Origin of the sequence: Pseudoalteromonas sp. BMB, assembly GCF_001709235.1 — a bacterium.
GTDB lineage: Bacteria > Pseudomonadota > Gammaproteobacteria > Enterobacterales > Alteromonadaceae > Pseudoalteromonas > Pseudoalteromonas maricaloris.
This window is the reverse complement of the sequence record NZ_MBQA01000105.1, coordinates 1-20,096: the sequence shown is the minus strand read 5'-3', so window position 1 is coordinate 20,096 and position 20,096 is coordinate 1. Positions and strand designations below refer to the sequence as shown.

Sequence of the window (20,096 nt, the reverse complement as noted above, 5' to 3'; positions counted from 1 at the left end):
TTGGTGCGTATCCTTAGTCGGGGGTTGATCTTAGTCAGTATATTGTTGTGTCAGATGCGATATCATAAATACTCGGTTTCATGCTCGAAGTAATCATAGATGATTTTCTGCGGGTTTATTCGGGCATGGATCTGGAATAACCTTGTTTTAATCAAGGTATTTATTTATGATCGCGTCTATTTTGTAATTTCTTAAATTAACCTGCTGTAACTGATGTTCTCAATATAGCAAGTGTTGGGAATCAAGTGGAGATAAGTGGATGAGCAATGCGCCTGTAGACAACAGCCGACGTCGCTTTTTAACTATCGCTACCTCTGTTGTAGGTGGCGTTGGTGCGGTTGGAGCTGCTGTTCCTTTTATTGCGTCCTGGAATCCAAGTGAGCGAGCTAAATCTGCAGGTGCGCCTGTAGAAGTAGATATCAGCAAGCTTGAGTCTGGACAACTTATTCGTGTTGAGTGGCGAGGCAAACCGGTTTGGATTGTTAATCGTACACCAAAAATGCTAGAACAAATGAAGCAACACGAAGACCAACTTCGTGATCCTAACTCTGAAGAGCCACAGCAGTTGGCATCTGCGCAGAACGGTTTCCGTTCTAAGCGACCTGAGCTTTTCGTCGCGGTTGGGATTTGTACTCACTTAGGATGTTCACCATCTTTCCTTAACGGAAGCTTTGGTGAAAAAGTAGAAGGCACTGATAGTGGTTTCTTCTGTCCTTGTCACGGTTCGAAGTTTGATATGGCGGGGCGCGTATTCCAAAACGTACCTGCACCACTAAACTTAGAGATCCCTCCGTATACCTTTATTGACGACACTACCATTTTGGTAGGTGAAGAAGAAGGGGTTGCATAATGTCTGTTAATGTAGATAAAGCAGAAAATACGGGCGTTGTGGGCAAAGTTGTTGATTGGATCGATGCTCGTATTCCGATGACTCGCGTCTGGAATATGCACATTGCTCAATACCCAGCGCCAAAAAACTTTAACTTCTGGTACTTGTTTGGTTCACTCGCCATTCTAGTACTGGTAAACCAGATTGTAACGGGTATCTGGCTAACCATGAACTTTGTACCTTCTGCTGAAGGTGCATTTGCATCCGTAGAATACATCATGCGTGATGTCGAATACGGTTGGTTATTACGATATCTACACTCTACCGGCGCATCCGCATTCTTTATCGTGGTTTATCTTCACATGTTCCGCGGTATGATCTACGGTTCTTATCAAAAGCCACGTGAACTACTGTGGTTGTTCGGTATGTTTATCTTCCTTGCACTAATGGCTGAAGCTTTCATGGGCTACTTATTACCATGGGGTCAGATGTCTTTCTGGGGTGCTCAGGTAATCATTTCATTATTCGGTGCAATCCCTGTAATTGGTGATGACTTAACGCTTTGGATCCGTGGTGACTACGTTATTTCTGGTGCAACGCTTAACCGCTTCTTTGCACTACACGTTATTGCACTACCATTAGTACTGGTTATCTTAGTATTCCTTCATATTGTTGCACTGCACGAAGTAGGCTCAAACAACCCTGACGGTGTTGAGATCAAGCGCAAGAAAGGCTCTGTAGCTGAGGAAGACAAACCTAAGTTTAAATTCCATGAATACTACACGGATAAAAAAGATATTGTGGATGCAATTCCATTCCACCCTTACTACACAGTAAAAGATGTCTTAGGTGTTGCTGGCTTCTTAATTTTCTTCTGCGCAATTGTTTTCTTTGCACCAGAAATGAATGGTTTCTTCCTTGAAGCGCCAAACTTTGAAGCTGCAAACCCGCTAAAAACGCCAGAGCACATTTTCCCAGTTTGGTACTTTACGCCATTCTACGCGATCCTTCGTGCTATTCCTGATAAGTTGATTGGTGTACTAGCAATGGGCGCTTCAATCGTAGCATTGGCACTACTGCCTTGGATTGACCGTGGTTCAGTTCGTTCAATTCGCTACCGTTGTGGTTTCCATAAGTTGAACATCGCTCAGTTTGTTGTCACATTCGTTATCCTTGGCTGGATTGGTGCAACACCGCAAACTGACTTTAAAACGCTATTGTCGCAAATCACGACAGTAACTTATTTTATGTTCTTCGTGTTGCTATTCTTCTACAGTAAAAACGAGAAGACGAAGCCACTACCAACGAGGTTGACGAAATGATGAAAAAGCTAGTAATCGGTTTATTCGCATTGTTGCCAACGTTATCGATGGCAGCGGGCCCATCAGTGCCTTTGATGGAAGCAAACAACGACTTAACTGATAAAGCATCTCTACAGCGTGGCGCTAAGTTATTTATGAACTACTGCCTTGGCTGTCACCAAATGCAATATCAGCGTTATGAGCGTACTTTCCGTGACATCGGTATTCCAACTGAAATTGGTCAAGAAACGCTTATTTTCGATGGTTCAAAAGTAGGTAGCCATATTAAAAATTCTATGGCTAAAGATGATGCAGCAAAATGGTTTGGTGCTGCGCCACCGGACTTAACACTTATCTCTCGTGTTAAGTCTCCGGACTACATCTATACTTACTTGAAGTCATTCTATAAAGATGAGTCTCGCCCATTTGGTGTGAACAACGTTGTTTTCCCATTGGTGGGTATGCCTCACGTACTACAAGAGTTACAAGGCTTGCCAACACCGATCACTGAAGAAGTGGAAGAACATGGTCATACAGTGACTAAAGTTGTCGGCACTGAAACAGATGGTACTGGTGAGATGAGTGTTGATGAATATGACCAAGCAGCACGTGACCTTACAAACTTCTTAGCTTATGTAGGTGAGCCTTCTCGCCTAGAGTCAGAAGCTTTGGGTATTAAGGTTATTGGTTTCTTAGTTATCTTCTTCATCCTGGCATTCTTCTTGAAGAAAGAATACTGGAGAGATGTTCATTAATTTGAATATTCAAAGGTAATTTTTGCAATAGGGGCGTTCGCCCCTTTTGCTGTTTAAAGTGATTTAATTACTTTTAGTTTTTTAATGGAGGTAGGCATGGCCGTTGCTGCCAATAAGCGCCCTGTAATGACACTTTTTTCTGGGTCAAACTGTATGTACAGTCACCAGGTACGTATTGTACTTGCTGAGAAAGGTGTAAGTGTTGATATTCATCAGGCTGAAAAGGACAACTTACCAGAAGCTCTACACGAGATTAACCCGTATGGCACTGTTCCTACGCTAATCGATCGTGAGCTTGGCTTGTACCAAGCGAATATCATTATGGAGTATCTAGACGAGCGCTTCCCGCATCCTCCTCTGATGCCTGTGTATCCAGTAATGCGTGGTCGTAGTCGTTTAATGATGCATCGCATTGAAACTGACTGGTACTCACTTGCTGAAAAGATCACTGCGGGTGGTGATGAAGCGGCTCAAGCTCGTAAAGAGTTAACTGAAGCGCTGCTAGCTGTAGCACCTATCTTCAATGAAGCACCTTACTTCATGAGTGAAGAGTTCAGCCTAGTTGATTGTTATTTAGCTCCACTACTTTGGCGTTTACCACAGCTTGGTATTGAGCTGAATGGCGCTGGTAGCAAAGAGCTAAAAGAATATATGCTGCGTTTATTTGAGCGTGACTCATTCCAAGCATCGCTAACGGATGCAGAGCGTGAGATCAGATCGTAATGACGTCTAATCGTCCTTACTTACTACGCGCATTTTACGAGTGGATTGTCGATAACGAATGTACGCCCCATTTAGTGGTGAACGCAGACTTTCCCTCGGTACAGGTTCCAACACAATTTGTGCAAGAAGGGCAAATTGTGTTGAACGTAAGCCCGTCTGCTGTGACGAATTTCTCAATGGACAATCAAGCACTGAGCTTTAACGCTCGGTTTGGTGGCCAGCCGATGCAGGTATATGTGCCTAATGGTGCAGTATTGGCTATTTATGCAAGAGAAAATGGTGAAGGCACGGTATTTACACCTGAAGAAGAAATCTTTGAAGATGAAGAGTTTGATTTGGTAGAAGAGACGGAAGTCTCACAATCGCCAGAGACTAAGCCGGAACCTGAAAAGAAAAAAGGTTCTCACCTTCGAGTGATAAAATAAAAAAACCTGCGGATGCAGGTTTTTTTATGGCTATTGTTTAGATGTACTCAAAGGCTTTAATCACGCGTTTTACACCATTAATATTTCTGGCGATTTCTACGGCTGAGTTTGCTTCTTGTTTGGAGACTAAGCCCATTAAGAACACTTCGGCATTCTCGGTAACTACCTTAATATTTGCGCCATTGACTTCGTCGGCCGCCAGCAGTTTGGTTTTAACTTTGGAGGTCAGCCAAGTATCATGTGTTTGCGTCGTGATGCCGATGTTTGAGCTTATTCTCAACTGATTATGTACTTGCTTAATCCCTGCAACGTTCTGTAGCGCACGCTCAGCTTCCGTTTTCATTTCTTGATTAGTGACCTGACCAATCATTAATACTATGCCATTAACACTTACAAGCGTGATATTGGCATGATCAGCAAGGCGCTTAATCTCTTTGATAGCAAGCGTACCTTTGATCTCGATATTGTTATCGTCAATTTGTGCACCGATAGTGCGTCTATCATTTGCTGCAGACACCGCACCGGCTGTACCAGCAACTACCGCAGCAGCACACCCTTGTAGTAACAAGATGGCGGCAAGTAAAGAGGTTATTCTCATCATCATACTTCGTCCTGAGGGAATAAAATTGCGTCGATTAGCTCACTTAAACAGTGAGTATTGAATAGTTGTGACTCGATTATCCGGCTTGGGCGTTTACTTGGGATCCGGATCTCTACATCCTGAGGGCCCAACAGGCCGGTAATTTCACCACCATCATCGCCAACTAGCGCGATGACTTTCATATCTCTAGTAAGAGCCGCTTCCACTGCGCCAATAACCGCCTTTTCTTGCCCGTTTATGGCATACGCCACCAGCAAGTCTCCTTGCTGCGCGAATGCGCGTATTTGCTTGGCAAAGCGCTCTCTGGCTTTGCCATTTTCTGGTGACGCCAAATTATATTGCTCATTCGTTAGTGCAATCGCGGGCAGACACGGGCGTTCGGTTTCGTAAAAGTTGCTTAAGATGGTTGCGAAGTGGTGCGCCAACATATGATTACTTGGCGCGCCGCAGCAGATGATTTTATTGCCATTGATCAGGCTCTGAGCCATAGTCATAGCTGCGGTTTCTAGCGCTTTAGGCAATACTTCGCCTGCCGCTATCTGCGCTTGAATTGACTCTGTAAATATAGACTTTATAGATTCTTGCATGCTAAAAAATATTTCTAATCCAGTTTATTTCAGGGGGATCGGCCCCTTGAATGGCAACAAAGTCGACTCTAAGTTGCGTGTTATGCAAATTTTGCTGTGCTAAATAATTATAAATACTACGCTTTAATCTTTGAAGCTTAGTTTTTGATAGTGCGTTAATTGCGCCACCAAAGTGGCTGCTATCGCGATACTTTACTTCAATAAACACTAAGGTTTGCGACTCTCGCATAATGAGATCTATCTCTCCGTATTTACAGAGATAGTTTCTGGTGACGGGGGTTAATCCTTGTTTTACCAAGAATTGCTCCGCAATCACCTCAAAATGCTCGCCCTTACTCCGTGTGTTGCTAAATAATCCTTTAAACATCCAGATATCCTATCTGATCAAAGAGTCTCCCGCAGGTTTCTCTTGTTGCATAAATAATGGTAGCGGAGGCTGTTCATCTAAGCTCACCAAACGAATTTGTTTATTATGATACTGTGCCCAGCTGAGCTTTCGCACAACATCACTGCCACCGCGTATGCTGAGCTGACCGGTTAAGCCATCAAAACTTTTACCCGAGAGCCAAGCCAGTTGGCGCAACTCGGGGACTAAATTCGTGGCGTCATATGCCATTGCAAACAGGCGCTGTTCTAAATCGGCCTGCTCAGGCCATAAAGATTGATAGGCATCTCGAAGCGGTGCTTTTTCAACAGCACCCGGTAGCATCCAAGGCTGCTCGGTAAAATAAAGTCCTTCTAAATCGCCCTTATCAGTAACATCAATTTGTTTACTATAGCTGCGAGAGCTGGCATATAAAGGGATCCTATCGGAAAATGTACTGACATTGACGTCTAAATAAGGTTTGAGCAGTCTAGTTTCCATTGCATCACCTAAAATATAGATGGCATCAATGTCGCGTCTAGAGCGTGTTTCACTTTTGACCTCTTTGCGAAATAGACTTTTGATGACGCTAGTGCGTGCTTTGGATGCATCGACCTCTAAAATATCCGTGATGACATCCGCCATGTTGGTACTATTGGTATAATAACCCACTTCTGGTGCGGTCTCACTGTAGCGTTTCCAACCTTGATCAAAATACTCAATTAAACGCTTACCAGAGGTGTTCGCTGGAGCCAGTAACATGGGTTTTTTATAGCCTTTAGCAAGAAAGTGCTTCATTGCTTGCTCGACTTCATGCTCAGGGTTAAGCGCAAAAAAGTACTGTTCACTACTGCTAGGCGTAAGCGTTTCGCGTGCATTTAAAAACAAAGTTGGGTAAGCCGCAAAACCTTTATCTGCGAGTAGTTTTTCAACGTTGGATTTTAATAATGGACCAATGACAAAATCGACATTTGCCTCAGCAAGTTGCGTTACTATTTCAGACTCGGATGCCATTTCATCAATGAAGAAGACCTCTTCAATCGTCCCTTCGTCAGTAGCAGCCAAGAAACCATTTTTAAGCGCTGTACCGAGTCGCTCGCTCGCACCTGATTGTGGTAACAACACCGCAAGTCTTTTAACTTGGTAAGGTTCAAGCGCAACCGCGCCTTGTAAATCTTTAGGCAGCAAAGCAACCGCAGGGTGATTAGTAAAACGACGACGCCAATTATTCATGGCTTGGTCGAGCTGGACGCTAGAACCCAAATAAATTTGTTGATATTTAGCCAGTGTCACCCAACCACGTTGTAAAACAGAGCCAGAATCAAAGCGCTCTAGGGCGTAACTTGATAGCTGCTGTAGCGCGAGCCAAATCTCTTCGTGTAACCCGGCCACCGCTAAGTTATGTTCATTGGCAATATCAGCCGCTTTAAAATACTCAACCAACGCTTTTTTTGGTAGTTGCTGAGAGGCATAAATACTACCCAATAAATACTCATACCAAGCTTGGTGTTCAGGGGTGTTGAGCCTACCTTCTAGTGTGTTCAGGATGGCTAACGCATTGGCATACTGCGACAATTCTTTGCGAGCAAGTGCGATGTATAATTTGTTTTGAATATGATCAACACTGGCTTTTGCTTCCATCGCTAAACCAATTTGCTCTAACATTTGCCAGTCTTTTTCTAAGATAGCAGCGTCTCTGGCTGCATATAGCAATTGGATTTTGGCAACGCCTTCTTTAGTCTGCGCCTTTGCAAATAACGACGCGGCATTGTCATCCGATTGGCTAACGGCTTTAGTTGTTTTAGTTTCTTGGGCGGATTTGGTGACATTTGTGCTTGTACTACAAGCGGATAACCCCGACAATATGGCAACTAAAAGCGCTATCTTTTTAAACTGCACAGGCAAACCTTCTTTTTCACGACTGAGTGGATATCTTACTGACTGATATTGGAGAGCTCAATGGCTAATCTTCACAACGAAAACAAAATCGGCACCCTACATATTGTAGCGACACCAATAGGTAATTTAGATGACATCAGTGAACGTGCACTGAAAGTGTTAAGTCAGGTCGATTTGATCGCTGCCGAAGATACGCGCCACACCGGTAAATTATTGAGCCACTTTAGCATTAAAGCAAAAACTTTTGCACTGCATGATCACAACGAGAAGCAAAAAGCGCAGCAAATTTTAGATTGGTTAAACGAAGGTAAAGACATCGCGCTAGTGTCTGATGCGGGGACGCCGCTTATCAGCGATCCAGGCTATGCCGTGGTAAACCTGTGCCGTGAAGCAGGTGCCACAGTGACTCCCGTTCCTGGCGCGTGTGCCGCCATTGCTGCGGTGAGTTGTTCTGGCTTACCGACAGATAAGTTCCAATTCGTGGGATTTTCACCTGCAAAAAGCCAAGCGCGTCAGCAATTTTTTAAAGATGCAGTCGCCTCTGGTATCACCAGTATCTTGTACGAAAGCACCCACCGCATTATGGCAAGTCTAGAAGATATGAAAATCGCGCTGGGCGAAACACAACAAGTTGTTTTTGCTAAAGAACTGACCAAAACCTATGAAACCTTTTTCAGTGGCACGGTTACCGAGCTCATTGAGTTTTTAACCGCAACGCCTGAAAAGCAAAAAGGTGAACTGGTGTTGATGTTACCCGGTGAACAAAGAGATGAACAAGCATTAACACCAGAAGCGAAAAAGCTGATTGAGTTACTAGAGCCAGAAATGCCATTGAAAAAGGCCTGCGGCGTAGCAGCTGAATATTTAGGGCTAAAAAAGAACGCCTTGTATAAGGCTATCATTGCTGAGCGAGAAGCGTAATACACGCAATTTATCGCGTGCGTTATTGCATTAAAGTGCGTATAATCGCCCGCCTGAGTCAGCCGGATAATCGCTGCCTGTGACGAAAATGATCAGGGGGAGGAAAGTCCGGGCTCCAATGGGCAGGGTGCCAGCTAACGGCTGGGGGGCGTGAGCCTACGACAAGTGCAGCAGAGAGAAGACCGCCTAAGTCCTTCGGGACCGGTAAGGGTGAAAGGGTGCGGTAAGAGCGCACCGGGCCACTGGTAACAGTTGGTTGCAAGGTAAACTCCACCCGGAGCAAGACCAAATAGGGTTCCTTATGGTGTGGCCCGCATCGGAACCGGGTAGGTTGCTCGAGCCTAGGAGCGATCCTAGGCCTAGACGAATGATTATCGATCTCCTTCGGGAGTGAACAGAACCCGGCTTATAGGCTGACTCACACCTCAAGCGTAAACATCCCTACATGAGATGTTTACGCTTGAGACTCCCACTTTATCACCTCACGATTACCTTGTTAAAAACGCCATTTATTTGTATATCTCACCACTTTTCGTTAATTTATTCACTAATTTTTTCTTGCTGATTTTGTTTAAGTTTCTGATAAATAATGGTTTTTAAGGTTGGTACAATACTTGGAAAGATAGAGCTATCTCTCTAACGAAAATGAGTAATGGAACTATCATGTACAAGAACAACAAAGTCTTATTATCAACCATTTTATGGTTTGGCACGCTTTTATGGTCGGCATTATTTTCATCCTTAGTGAAGGCTGAGTCGGTAGACAAGCTGATCAAAACCCTCATGAAAGAAAGGCATATTCCCGGATTACAGTTAGCCGTGGTTAAAGACGATAAAATCATTAAGCAAGGAAGTTATGGTTTTGCAGACTTACAGCATCAAGTGCCTGTGACTGAGCAGACGTTATTTCCGATTAATTCGATGACAAAGGCGTTTACCGGTGTTGCGATTGTACAGCTCGCTGAACAAGGTTATCTAAACATTGACGATGAAATTGGTAAGCACTTACCCGATTTACCAAAGGCTTGGCAGCAACTTAAAATTAATCAATTAATGGGTCACACCACAGGTTTGCCGCCGATCCTGGCATCAAATTATGCCCTAGAAACCATTGTACCGAATGATGCGGAAGCCTCATGGCAAGCTGTGCAAAAGCAGCCTCTTCAATTTACACCCAACTCGCGTTTTAGTTATAACCAAACCGGCTATGTGATTTTGGGTAAAATCATTGATAAATATGCACCTGAAGGGTTTCCTGCTTTTATTACCAAGATGCAGTTAGCACGTGCCAATATGCCGCAAACCGCGCAGGCAGGTTTTGATTATCTTGAGCTCATGGTGCCAAATCAGGCTCGCCAATATATTCATTTAGGTGAGGGGAATTACAAAAACTTTTACGGCGAATTCCCTTATATGTTGAGAACCGCAGCGGGAATGAGTTCAACCGCAACGGAGCTGGCTAACTATGTTGTATCACTACAACAAGGCGAGCTGGTTAAAGAGTTAGATATGCTATGGAAGCCTGTTAAGCTGAACAACGGACGCACAGAAGCCTTTAACACCAAAGAAAACGGCTATGCAATGGGCTGGCAAGTGATTCAGCGTAAATATCACCCAGCGATCAGCGCAAGCGGTGGAAATGCGACCACAGTGATCACCTACCCTGAAGACAAGGTTTCGGTGATTGTGCTTACTAACCTGTTGGGTGGATTACCCATTGAGTTTGTTGATGATATTGCCGCTTACTATATTCCCAACTTTAACGACGCTAGTAAGCAAAAGGCTTATCAGCCAATGGTATACTTAAAGCAACTTACAGATAAACATGGCTTTACTGACTTTGCCACTACGTTTGCAAAAACACAGCAAGATACCGGTGTAATGTATGACTTAGAGATCTTGGTGGAGTGGGGCAATAAGCTTGTTGAAGATGGCCAAGTTAATAATGGTATCGAAATCTTTAAATTTGCGCTGACACAAAATAACGAGCAGCCATATTACCATAACAGCATCGCGCAAGCGTATGAGTTAAATAAGCAGTATGCACAAGCACTTGAGCATTATCAGCAGTTACTTGCGATAAACCCAAACAGTCAGTTCGCAAAAAATAAAATGGCGGAAGTAGAGCGTCATCTATAAGTCATCAAAAGGCCACAAGCACGGCAGGTTAAGAGCCGCAAGTTCAAGAGCTTGCGGCTTTTTTGTGTTTGCTATTGGCAATTATACTTAAGAACTATTAGAAGCTGCGGTATAATACGCAATCACCTATTTGAGCTATGTACTGCTATAGATAATTAGTACTGCTCGTTGATAGCAAATCTGATTGAGAAAGCCATACCATGAGCCAACAACCAACTCCACCCTTAGCACCACAAACACCGAACCATTGCGTTGATGCCTTTCGCCGTTTTAGCGTTGCACCCATGCTAGATTGGACGGATCGCCATTGCAGAACCTTTCACCGTAAGCTGACTAAACACGGGGTGCTTTATACTGAAATGATCACCACAGGTGCGATTATTTTTGGTAAAGGGGATTATTTGGCGTTTGGTGCACATGAGTTGCCAGTGGCATTGCAGTTGGGTGGCTCTGATCCTAAGGCGTTGGCAGAGTGTGCTAAGCGTGCTGAGCAATATGGCTACAGTGAGGTAAACCTAAACGTGGGTTGCCCGTCAGATCGCGTGCAAAATGGTCGCTTTGGGGCGTGTTTAATGGCTGAGCCTCAGCTCGTTGCTGATTGTGTGGCGGCGATGAAGGCAGAAGTGAATATTCCGGTAACGGTAAAAACGCGCATTGGTATTGATGAACAAGATTCCTATGAGTTTCTTACGGCGTTGATTGAAGCCTCGCAGGCGGTGGGCTGTGATGACTTTATCATTCATGCCCGTAAAGCATGGTTGCAAGGCTTAAGCCCGAAAGAAAACCGTGAGATCCCGCCATTAGATTATCCTCGCGTTTATCAATTAAAGAAAGATTATCCAGATCTGCATATCAGTATTAATGGTGGTGTTAAAACTCTTGAGGAATGCCAGCATCATTTGGCTCACCTTGACGGCGTAATGGTTGGCCGTGAAGCCTACAGCAACCCGTTTATGTTGTCGCAGGTTGATGAGCTATTGTATGGCGAAGCTGCGTTTACGCAAACTCGCCATCAAGTCGTAAGAAGCATGTATGACTACTTTGAAAGTGAAATGTCGAATGGTGCAAACTTTTGGCATATTGCGCGTCACATGTTGGGTATTTTTCAAAATCAGCCCGGAGCGAGAGGATTCCGTCGTCACTTATCAGAAAATGGTCACAAAAAAGAGGCTGGCATAGAGGTGATGGAAAAGGCGCTGTCTTTTGTACCTGAAGCGTAAAATATATTGCTCCAATCCTGTGTGTGAAAAAGACGATTTTATCGTCTTTTTCACTATTTAATGTATCTCAATAAATTTATTTTTCTTTTCAAAAAACCTTAACTCAATGATTTAATTTTGTTTTTATTTTTGGCACGGCTCTTGGAATAGTCTAACTATATTATAAAAGGAGCCGAACAATGACCATCATCAACAGAATTGAAGATCTTATCAAAGCAGAACTTAACGCGTTACTAGACAAAGCCGAAGACCCACAAAAAATGGCAACTCAGTTAGTGCGTGATTTAGAAGAAGCGCTATCTGATTGTCGTGCAACGGCAGCAGAGCTTATTTGCCAACAAAAAGTAGCGCAGCGCCAAGTTGAGCAAGCAAATAAAGCTGCGACAACGTGGCAAAGTAAAGCCGAACATGCCCTTGAAAAAGATCGTGAAGATCTTGCCCGCTCAGCCCTTGAGCAAAAGCAGCGAGAAACCGAAAAAGCGCAAGAAGCACAGCAAAAAATTGATGGTCTAACGCCTGCACTTGAAAAACTCAGCGCAGATGCGGACAAGTTGCAAAGCAAAATTCAGCAATTAAAGGCAAAAGAAAAGGCCATGTTGCGCCGCTTGGAAGCTGGTAAGGCAAGGTTAACCATCAAACAAACGCTGAATAGTGGCGATATGCACTCTGCAACGCGCAAGTTCGACGAGTTAGAACGTAAGGTGGCGCGCCTTGAAGCTGAAGTCGAATCCTATGACTTAGGGCAGCCCGATGTATGGCAGCGCTTTGAAGATGAGCAAAAGCAACAACAAATCGACGATGAATTAGCCCAACTGAAGCAAAAAATGGCGAGCTAGGCTCGCCCAAAGCAACGAACTGAGCAATCAAAGCGAAAGGGGATAAAGATGAAAAATAGATATCAATCAACACTGTCTCAAATGAATAGTGCAAAGAAAATTGGTGGCGTATGTGCGCAACTCGCACAACGTTTTGATATGCCAATTTGGTTAACGCGTTTACTAACGGTATTGCTGTTTTTTAAGTTTCCAATGTTGGTGTTATTGGCGTATGGCGTCGCTTGGTTTGCAATGCCAAAAGCGCAATACGAAAACTAAGTAACGGCGACGAGGTAGGCACTATGAAAGTCGTGGCCGGTATATTATTAGCGCTGGTATTTTTATTGGCGCTATCTTGGGTGTCGCTGCCACTAATATGGTTAGACATCAGCGATCTGCAACTCGATATGGGATTTGACCTAGGTTGGTTTGGCTTTGAAATACTCACGTTGCTATTTGCAATTGTAGCGCTGGTGGTGCTAGGAGCACTCTTGAGCGCGGGTGTTTTAGGGTTGCTCCTTATTGTGTTCATTGGGCTAGTAATGACATTGCTATTTAATTCGCTGATAGTGCTATTTCCACTCATCTGTATTATTGCAATAGTGTGGTTAGTGGTAGACAAATCTGCTCAAGCAAAAGTTTGAGCAGTGGGTTTTTGTTGGCGGTAGGAGATAAAAAACACGCTAAATTGGGATCTGTGATATAGTTATTTGCAGTTATAAATCCAAGGAAAGCCAACATGAAATCAAGTGTAATCAAAACCTTAATTTTTGCTTTATCAACTTTTATCGGCTTTAACGCTTCAGCTCATCAAGGGCATGAGCATGGTGAACATCATCATGGTTCAGAGCAACTTTCTGTTCACAACGCAACCGTGCGTGCATTTTTACCGGCAGCACCTTCAACTGCAGGTTATCTCGTTATTGAAAACCCAACGCAGCAAAATAAAGTGCTGGTTAAGGCAGCGCTTGAAGGCGTTAAGCGTGTTGAAATTCACGAGCATGTTCATAAAGAAGACATGATGAAAATGCAACGTGTCGACGAGCTCGCGATCCCTGCGGGTAAATCAGTAACATTTCAGCCTGGTGGTTATCACTTAATGGTGTTTGAACCAGTAGAAACATTAAAAGTCGGTGAGAAGCGTAAGCTTACGCTATATTTTGCTGATGGCGATAGGATCTTCACCATGGCGGAAGTCGTCGCACTTGCAGACATGTTTGGTGGCAAAGAAAAATCAAACGCCGGACATCACTCTCATCACTAAAAACAGTGAGGTATTAAATGGGAAATCATACGGGAAAAATCATCTCTGGCATTATCGCTGTCATACTTCTGGGTTATGTTATAGCTGTGTATTGGAGTGTGGAACCAGAGCAATTTGACGTCGTCGCGGCAGCAAAAGCGGATGCGCAGACAAATGGCAATACATTAGTCACTGGATATGTAACGACACATACCTTGATTAAAGTGACGGATACGCTTTTAAATAAGCCAGGTGGTTACTTGTCGAATGACATGATGCCACCAAGTGTAATGATGGATAACATGCCTGCTTGGGAATACGGCGTGCTTGAGATGACACGAGATCTTACACTTTCGATGCGTAAAGATTTTAGTCGTTCACAATCTCAATCGACTGAACACCCAAGTTTAAAGCTAGCCCAACCACAGTTTAATATCAGTTCAACAGCGTGGATGTGGCCAAGTGCTGAGGGTGAATATCAAAAAGGCAATGACTTACTGCGTCAGTATTTGACTCAAATTTCTGATAACAGTAACCGTGACAGCCAGTTTTATGCGCGTGCTGATAACTTGAGAGCTTGGCTAAAAGAAGCTGAAAAGCGCATGGGTAGCTTAAGTCAAAGATTAAGTGCAAGCGTAGGTCAAGACAGATTAAATACCGATTTAGCTGGGGATTCGGCAGCTGATCAAGCAACCATGACGCCAAGCCATAATATGGTGAAAACCTCTTGGTGGCAGATTGATGATGTATTTTATGAAGCCAGAGGCGCCACGTGGGCGTTACTACACTATATGAAAGCGGTAGAGCATGACTTTAGACCTGTGCTTGAAAAGAAAAATGCACTTGTCAGCCTACAGCAGATCATCAGAGAGTTAGAGGCGACTCAAGAGACGGTGTGGAGCCCTATGGTGTTAAACGGCAGTGGCTTTGGCTTGGTAGCGAACCATTCTCTGGTTATGGCAAATTATATTTCGCGAGCCAATGCGGCTCTCATCGAACTTAGTGAACTTTTAGCGCAAGGATAACATCATGAAAAAACACTTTTTAGCAGCGGCATTATCTCTCGCTTGCTTAGCACCTGCTGCACACGCAGACACGGTACTCGGGCTTTATGTCGGTGCAGAAGGGTGGGATACCGAAACCGAAGGTAGCTTTGCTGAAAAAGGCAATATGCAAACCTTTAACTTTGACGATGAAACTTTTACGAGTTTCTATGCTGCACTTGAGCATCCCGTGCCGCTAGTACCAAATATCAAGTTACGCTATACCGAGCTTGAGCTAAATGGTCAAACGACGTTAACAGAGTCTTTTGACTTTGGTGGCCAAGTTTATACGGTAGGTACTGATGCGACAACAAACGCAGATCTAAACCACATTGACTACACATTGTATTATGAAGTGCTAGACAATGACTTGTTGACGTTAGACTTTGGTGTGAACTTTAAGCAGTTTGACGGTTCTATCATGGTAACTGGTACTGCAAATGGCCAAACACGCACAGAAGAAGTTGAATTCTCTGGCTTTGTTCCTCTAGGTTACTTACGTGGCGAAGTTGGCTTACCGTTTACTGGACTGAGCGTTTTTGCCGAAGGCAGCATGCTTGCAATTGATGACAGCAAAATTCAAGATTATCAAATTGGTATCGCTTATGAGTTTATCGACAATATGGCTGTTGATGTTGCGGTAAAAGTGGGTTATCGCTCTATGGTACTTGAGCTAGATGATATCGATGATATCTACACTGACTTAGATGTCTCTGGTCCATTTGCAGGGATCCAACTACATTTCTAAGATAGTGTAGTTTACTCATTTAGCGGGCTTGGTACGAGTGTTCGACCAAGCCGCTTTTGTTTGGTAAATAGAACAACTTCCTTATCTATCTTCCCACTCGAGAGAAAATTCGCTTTCAAAGGCTTTTTCTACAAGTTGCTTGTATTGTTTATTGATTGGGCTTTGGAGTAATTTTTTTAGCTCGTCTCCGGTTTGCGTCAGCTTGTAATAACTCAGCACCAAGTCATTGGATTTGGCCGTTAAGGTCATTTTTTTACGCAGATACACCAGCTGCATTGACTGTCCTTTTTGTAGCGATGCGGACTCAATTTCTTGCCGATAAAGGATATTAATATCCATCAGCGTAAGTATACTTGGGAAGTTCAGCCCAGCTTGGCTTAAGTTGATGGATTCAGTGCTGCCTTTACGTAGCAAATCAAAAATAGACGGCTTTTTATAGTAGCCATGAAGAATAAGGTAGCTGTCTTCTTTTTCTAAGTAGCCACACAATGGTGCACATCTTTGTAACGCGGTTGCTTCACGCTGGGTCATCATCTTTAGGGTTTGCAGACTTTTAATTGAAAAAGTGCCGGGTGTAATACTTTCACCCACTAATATCTTTGCCCACAACTTTTGCATAGAGTGATTGGCAATGTCTTCTGCAAGGGTGATGAAGTGCTCCAACCAATCGGGGTCGGGGCGACCTCGGGCGGTAACCTCGGGGCATAAAGTCAGTGCCATGCCCATAATGGCCTCAAGATTTTGCTGGCGCTGGATTTTGATTAATTGTTGGCGCTTTAGAGCACGTTTTAGCGTGCCGTGCTCAGTTCGCACCGTGTATTGGTTATCTTTATTTTTATCAGACTGATAACGGTCATTTTGAGTGACAAGCGGTGTGATCCGTTTCACCATGGGGTAGCCGAGCTTTTCTTCAATCGAAAGCGCTAAAGCTGACTTTACTTGTGCATTTTTGACTGCCATATCAAGCTCGTAGTTTATACAGTGTGTGCATATGGTTCACTGCAGAGTTAGTTAGTTGCTGTAAATACTGCTGCATAAAAAGTGCGATAAAACTGCCAATAAACGGCGTATTAGCTCTTCCTTCAATCGTGATGGTCAGTTTTTTATCGGCCTGAACGGTCAACAAATTAAGGCTGATTTTGGCTAAATGTTCATCGTCCAAATGTAATGACAGCTCTAAACTCTGTTCGTTGATTTTGGTGATGGTCATTTCTGCTTCTCCCCAAGGATGCACTAACACTGCTGAACCACCCACTCGTTGCTTTTTTGGCAAAATACGAAAGTGGATGTCTTCGGTTGCTTGCCAATTAAATAATGCTGGCCAATGGGATAATACCAATGGAGAGAGTGTTGTGTTATTTGCAGAAATATCGGTGCTTTTTACCACTTTATAATGGTGTGGCATCGCTAAACCAGCAATCACAATGATAAGTGCCAAAATCATCAGCATTCTAATAGGAGTAGATAAACGTTTGATACAGAATCCTCTTTGGTAAAAAGTATGCTAAATCATCTATTTTGTTCTATGCTCGACTATAATATTTCATGTATGTTAATCAAACAGAACTGTAATAGTAAAAATGTACCATATTTTGTAAGATGGTAAACACTGGAGTGAATCAGTGCCTATAATTAAAGAGTAGTGCGGATTTAAAGGGTAAAACATGGCACCTGAGCAAGAAGATTATTTGTTTGCAGAGCACGAAGAAGTTACTCAAGAAGAAGAAACGACAAGTGCTTTTTGGGATGTCTTAGTCGTTGATGATGACCCAGAGATCCATTCTGTTACTAAACTTGCGCTGTCTAATTTAGAGTTTTGGGGCAAAAAGCTCAGGTTTTTTCACGCCTATTCTGGCAAAGAAGCCATTGAGATTTTAAAAGAACAAAATAATATCAGTATCCTTTTACTCGATGTGGTGATGGAAACCGACGACGCAGGTCTTAATGTCGTGCGTCGAGTGCGCGAAGAGATCAAAAATATGGCAGTACGTATTATTATGCGTACAGGTCAACCGGGTTATGCACCGGAAGAAAAGATCATTCGTGAGTTCGACATTAACGATTATAAAATGAAGACAGAACTCACCCGCAGCAAACTGGTTACTTCTTTACTTACCGCTATCCGTTCTTATCAACAAATTTGTGAGCTCGAAGCGCAAAGCCACGCACTAGAGCAGATCCTTTCAGCTTCTCGCGCCATACTCGGCCATACCGATATGGGCTCCTTTGCAGCAGCGGTCGTTGCCCAATTGGCGAATATTTTAGATGCGTCAGGCGAAGGCTTAGTGAGTGGCTACCTAGATGATGATATGCATTTAAGGGTGTTTGGCGGTAGTGAGCAGTACCGTGAATTCTTTGGTCATGGTATAGAGCAGCTTGATAATGGTCGCGTCATCATGCAAGTACAAAACTGTATTGATACCGAATCCCACCAATCTACCGCACATGACATTACCTTCTTACTTGAAAGCAAAAACAAAAAAGCAGCCATTTATATAGAGCTAGAGGCTGAGCCATCGGAAGCGCAATTGAAGTTTGCTGAGATATTCCTGACTAACGTTGGTGTTGGTCTTGATAATATTAAATTATTCAATGAATTACGTGAGGTTGCTTACAAAGATAATCTCACCAAACTGCCTAATCGCGCTAATTTTATCGAGAAAATAGAGTCTTACTTTAACCAACAACAGTCGCTCGTTTTTATTCTTGTTGATATTGCTCAATTTTCTGACATCAATAACGGTTTAGGCCAAGAAGTTGGGAACTTGTTGTTATTAGGAGTTGCTGAGCGAATTAGTATTGAGTTTCCTGAGGCCCAGTTAATTTCACGAATTGGCGCGGATGTGTTTGGCTTTTTAATGCCAGAGTCGCAGTTTGATGAAGAGTCTTTTATTGATAACTTGTGCGTGCCCTACCATGTCGGGGAGCATTTGTTGACTATGCACTTTCATATTGGAGTGTGCCGTCAAGAAGACTTTCAACCGCAAGGAATAGAGACCTTAAAACTTGCGTATATTGCGCTTAACCAAGCAAAACAGTCGAGTATTCCACTGGATTGGTATACCCCAGATTTAGAAGAAAAAATGGCTTGGAAGCTGGGGTTAATAAGACAGCTCAGGCAAGATTTTGAGATGAAAAAACTCGAGGTCTGGTATCAGCCTCAGTTTTCTATTGCTGATCGCAAGGTGATTGGCTGTGAGGCTTTGTTGCGTTGGCCTTCTGGAAACGGGAATTATATTTCCCCTGCGATTTTTGTTCCGCTTGCGGAAAATGCAGGGCTTATTGTCGAAATTGGCCAATGGGTATTAGAACAAGCCTGTCAGTTGCAGGCAACTTTGCAGCAACAGGGATTCGGTGAGCTTAGCATTGCTGTTAACGTCTCTGTGCCGCAGTTTAAGGTGCCAAACTATGCACAGCAGGTTAAGGACACTATCTTGTCGTTTAATGTGGAGCCTAAGCATATTGAGCTTGAAGTGACAGAAAGTGTAGTCATGGATGAGGTAAACTCAGTGATCAATACACTCCAAGAGTTACAAGAATTTGGTGTTGAGGTGGCCATTGATGACTTTGGTACAGGATTTTCTTCTTTGAGCTATTTGCAAAAACTTCCTTTAGCACGGCTTAAAATCGACCGTGCTTTTGTCAAAGATATTCCTCATGATGACAGCGGTGCAATTGCCGATCTTGTCATCTCTTTAGGTCAGCATCTTGGCCTAAAAACAATTGCGGAAGGCGTTGAGACAGAAGAGCAAATGACGGTGTTACAAAAGCTTGGCTGCGATGAGGTACAGGGGTTTTTATTAGCAAAGCCAATGCCTGAGCGAGACTTACTTGAATTTTTAGAATCAAATTAGTCAATTGTGTTGTGAAAATCGGTGCAATTGCTTTTCTTTGTAATGTTGATTAGACTAAAGTTTGAACGCTCCGTTCTTAAGTGTACTTAGGTACTTTGTATTATCAATAATAAAGGATTTGCTATGAAAATCGCAGGAGTTTGTGTTGTCCTATTAGTGCTTCTGTCGGGTTGTAACTCAACGACCGAGTCGGCAAAAAACAATAATGAGAGCACGATAGCTAAGAATCAAGATGATTTATACTGTAAGCAAGATATCATCACTGGTAGTAAGTTTACAAAACGAAGATGTCGTACTAAAGACCAGATCGAGCATGATCGACGTGCGGCAAAAGACATGCTTAACCGACAGCAGAGTACTGTTGGCGTTCAGGGCGGTCAGTAAATTTTGCTTTGTTAGACTAGCACGAGCAGTCTAATTATTTGCTCTAATTGAGGAAACAGTTGCGAGTTGCGCTGAAAACTCCTCTTTTAGAGCAATTACCTTTCTTTCTCTCTCAAGTTTAAATTACGCTTTATCTTTCCTGACTATCTCCACTTATTTAACCTGAGGTTTGGATAAGGAATGAGCTAACTCATTGTTTTTAATAACACATTAAATTATCCCATTATCTAGCCAGACAGTTTTAG

At 43.3% G+C, this 20,096-nt stretch carries 22 protein-coding genes and 1 other RNA gene; 17 read left to right on the top strand and 6 right to left on the bottom strand.

The genetic code is table 11. The features are described 5' to 3' along the window. The first annotated feature begins 259 nt into the window (after positions 1 to 259). The 5 genes from petA (at position 260) to BB427_RS07545 (ending at position 4,033) form a co-directional block, all read left to right on the top strand. Positions 260 to 850 (top strand): ubiquinol-cytochrome c reductase iron-sulfur subunit, encoded by a 591-nt coding sequence (petA, locus tag BB427_RS07565; RefSeq protein ID WP_010376697.1) that lies wholly within the window; start codon positions 260 to 262, stop codon positions 848 to 850. After that, entirely contained in the window at positions 850 to 2,151 is a 1,302-nt protein-coding gene (locus tag BB427_RS07560) for a cytochrome b (RefSeq protein ID WP_069020041.1), read from the top strand. Before petA ends, BB427_RS07560 begins: the two co-directional genes overlap by 1 nt. Then, complete coding sequence (locus BB427_RS07555; protein WP_017219051.1) at positions 2,148 to 2,885, top strand: cytochrome c1; 738 nt, start codon at positions 2,148 to 2,150, stop codon at positions 2,883 to 2,885. The genes BB427_RS07560 and BB427_RS07555 overlap by 4 nt, the downstream gene beginning before the upstream one ends. Before the next feature lie 96 nt (positions 2,886 to 2,981). Further along, the gene (sspA, locus tag BB427_RS07550; protein ID WP_017219052.1) at positions 2,982 to 3,608 is read left to right on the top strand and encodes a stringent starvation protein SspA; all 627 of its coding nucleotides are present in this window, start codon (positions 2,982 to 2,984) and stop codon (positions 3,606 to 3,608) included. Continuing rightward, complete coding sequence (locus BB427_RS07545) at positions 3,608 to 4,033, top strand: ClpXP protease specificity-enhancing factor (RefSeq protein WP_010605921.1); 426 nt, start codon at positions 3,608 to 3,610, stop codon at positions 4,031 to 4,033. Before sspA ends, BB427_RS07545 begins: the two co-directional genes overlap by 1 nt. 37 nt (positions 4,034 to 4,070) lie before the next feature. Here BB427_RS07545 and dolP read toward each other — a convergent pair whose 3' ends face one another. The 4 genes from dolP to BB427_RS07525 are packed head-to-tail and all read right to left on the bottom strand — an operon-like array spanning position 4,071 to position 7,484. Further along, on the bottom strand, positions 4,071 to 4,637 hold the full coding sequence (gene dolP, locus BB427_RS07540) for a division/outer membrane stress-associated lipid-binding lipoprotein (RefSeq protein ID WP_069020037.1): 567 nt from the start codon (positions 4,635 to 4,637) through the stop codon (positions 4,071 to 4,073). After that, the gene (locus BB427_RS07535) at positions 4,634 to 5,221 is read right to left on the bottom strand and encodes an SIS domain-containing protein (protein ID WP_010376705.1); all 588 of its coding nucleotides are present in this window, start codon (positions 5,219 to 5,221) and stop codon (positions 4,634 to 4,636) included. Before BB427_RS07535 ends, dolP begins: the two co-directional genes overlap by 4 nt. Before the next feature lies 1 nt (position 5,222). After that, positions 5,223 to 5,588 carry a YraN family protein gene (locus BB427_RS07530; protein ID WP_069020035.1) on the bottom strand — a complete coding sequence of 122 codons (366 nt, stop codon included), beginning with the start codon at positions 5,586 to 5,588 and terminating at the stop codon, positions 5,223 to 5,225. A gap of 9 nt (positions 5,589 to 5,597) precedes the next feature. Further along, entirely contained in the window at positions 5,598 to 7,484 is a 1,887-nt protein-coding gene (locus BB427_RS07525) for a penicillin-binding protein activator (RefSeq protein WP_069020033.1), read from the bottom strand. Positions 7,485 to 7,544: 60 nt separating this feature from the next. Between BB427_RS07525 and rsmI the strand changes: the two genes are divergently transcribed. From rsmI to BB427_RS07475, 10 genes are all read left to right on the top strand, one after another. Continuing rightward, complete coding sequence (rsmI, locus tag BB427_RS07520) at positions 7,545 to 8,405, top strand: 16S rRNA (cytidine(1402)-2'-O)-methyltransferase (protein WP_017219056.1); 861 nt, start codon at positions 7,545 to 7,547, stop codon at positions 8,403 to 8,405. A gap of 54 nt (positions 8,406 to 8,459) precedes the next feature. Then, positions 8,460 to 8,830: RNase P RNA component class A (rnpB, locus tag BB427_RS07515), an RNA gene on the top strand. Positions 8,831 to 9,068: 238 nt separating this feature from the next. Further along, positions 9,069 to 10,544: a serine hydrolase domain-containing protein gene (locus BB427_RS07510; RefSeq protein WP_069020031.1), complete on the top strand. Its 1,476-nt coding sequence runs from the start codon at positions 9,069 to 9,071 to the stop codon at positions 10,542 to 10,544. A gap of 200 nt (positions 10,545 to 10,744) precedes the next feature. Beyond that, complete coding sequence (dusA, locus tag BB427_RS07505) at positions 10,745 to 11,764, top strand: tRNA dihydrouridine(20/20a) synthase DusA (protein ID WP_069020029.1); 1,020 nt, start codon at positions 10,745 to 10,747, stop codon at positions 11,762 to 11,764. Between the two features lie 179 nt (positions 11,765 to 11,943). After that, positions 11,944 to 12,600, top strand: a complete 657-nt coding sequence (locus tag BB427_RS07500) for a PspA/IM30 family protein (RefSeq protein ID WP_069020027.1) — start codon at positions 11,944 to 11,946, stop codon at positions 12,598 to 12,600. Between the two features lie 48 nt (positions 12,601 to 12,648). After that, entirely contained in the window at positions 12,649 to 12,858 is a 210-nt protein-coding gene (locus BB427_RS07495; protein WP_069020025.1) for a PspC domain-containing protein, read from the top strand. Between the two features lie 23 nt (positions 12,859 to 12,881). Continuing rightward, on the top strand, positions 12,882 to 13,223 hold the full coding sequence (locus BB427_RS07490) for a hypothetical protein (RefSeq protein WP_045987624.1): 342 nt from the start codon (positions 12,882 to 12,884) through the stop codon (positions 13,221 to 13,223). Between the two features lie 95 nt (positions 13,224 to 13,318). Further along, a complete protein-coding gene (locus BB427_RS07485) occupies positions 13,319 to 13,843 on the top strand; it encodes a copper chaperone PCu(A)C (RefSeq protein ID WP_069020022.1) in 525 nt (174 codons plus the stop codon). A gap of 17 nt (positions 13,844 to 13,860) precedes the next feature. After that, positions 13,861 to 14,847 carry a DUF2333 family protein gene (locus tag BB427_RS07480; protein WP_069020020.1) on the top strand — a complete coding sequence of 329 codons (987 nt, stop codon included), beginning with the start codon at positions 13,861 to 13,863 and terminating at the stop codon, positions 14,845 to 14,847. Positions 14,848 to 14,851: 4 nt separating this feature from the next. Then, a complete protein-coding gene (locus tag BB427_RS07475; protein ID WP_069020018.1) occupies positions 14,852 to 15,613 on the top strand; it encodes a TIGR04219 family outer membrane beta-barrel protein in 762 nt (253 codons plus the stop codon). An 81-nt stretch (positions 15,614 to 15,694) separates the two neighbouring features. On the opposite strand, the gene BB427_RS07470 is transcribed toward BB427_RS07475, so the two are convergent. Together BB427_RS07470 and BB427_RS07465 are read right to left on the bottom strand one after the other, a co-directional pair. Continuing rightward, on the bottom strand, positions 15,695 to 16,573 hold the full coding sequence (locus BB427_RS07470; RefSeq protein ID WP_069020016.1) for a TIGR03899 family protein: 879 nt from the start codon (positions 16,571 to 16,573) through the stop codon (positions 15,695 to 15,697). Position 16,574: 1 nt separating this feature from the next. Then, on the bottom strand, positions 16,575 to 17,057 hold the full coding sequence (locus BB427_RS07465) for a hypothetical protein (RefSeq protein ID WP_069020014.1): 483 nt from the start codon (positions 17,055 to 17,057) through the stop codon (positions 16,575 to 16,577). 220 nt (positions 17,058 to 17,277) lie between these two features. Between BB427_RS07465 and BB427_RS07460 the strand changes: the two genes are divergently transcribed. Both BB427_RS07460 and BB427_RS07455 read left to right on the top strand, forming a co-directional pair. Continuing rightward, positions 17,278 to 19,467 (top strand): EAL domain-containing response regulator, encoded by a 2,190-nt coding sequence (locus tag BB427_RS07460; protein ID WP_069020012.1) that lies wholly within the window; start codon positions 17,278 to 17,280, stop codon positions 19,465 to 19,467. Between the two features lie 123 nt (positions 19,468 to 19,590). Then, a complete protein-coding gene (locus BB427_RS07455) occupies positions 19,591 to 19,851 on the top strand; it encodes a hypothetical protein (protein ID WP_069020010.1) in 261 nt (86 codons plus the stop codon). The last annotated feature ends 245 nt before the right edge of the window (positions 19,852 to 20,096 follow it).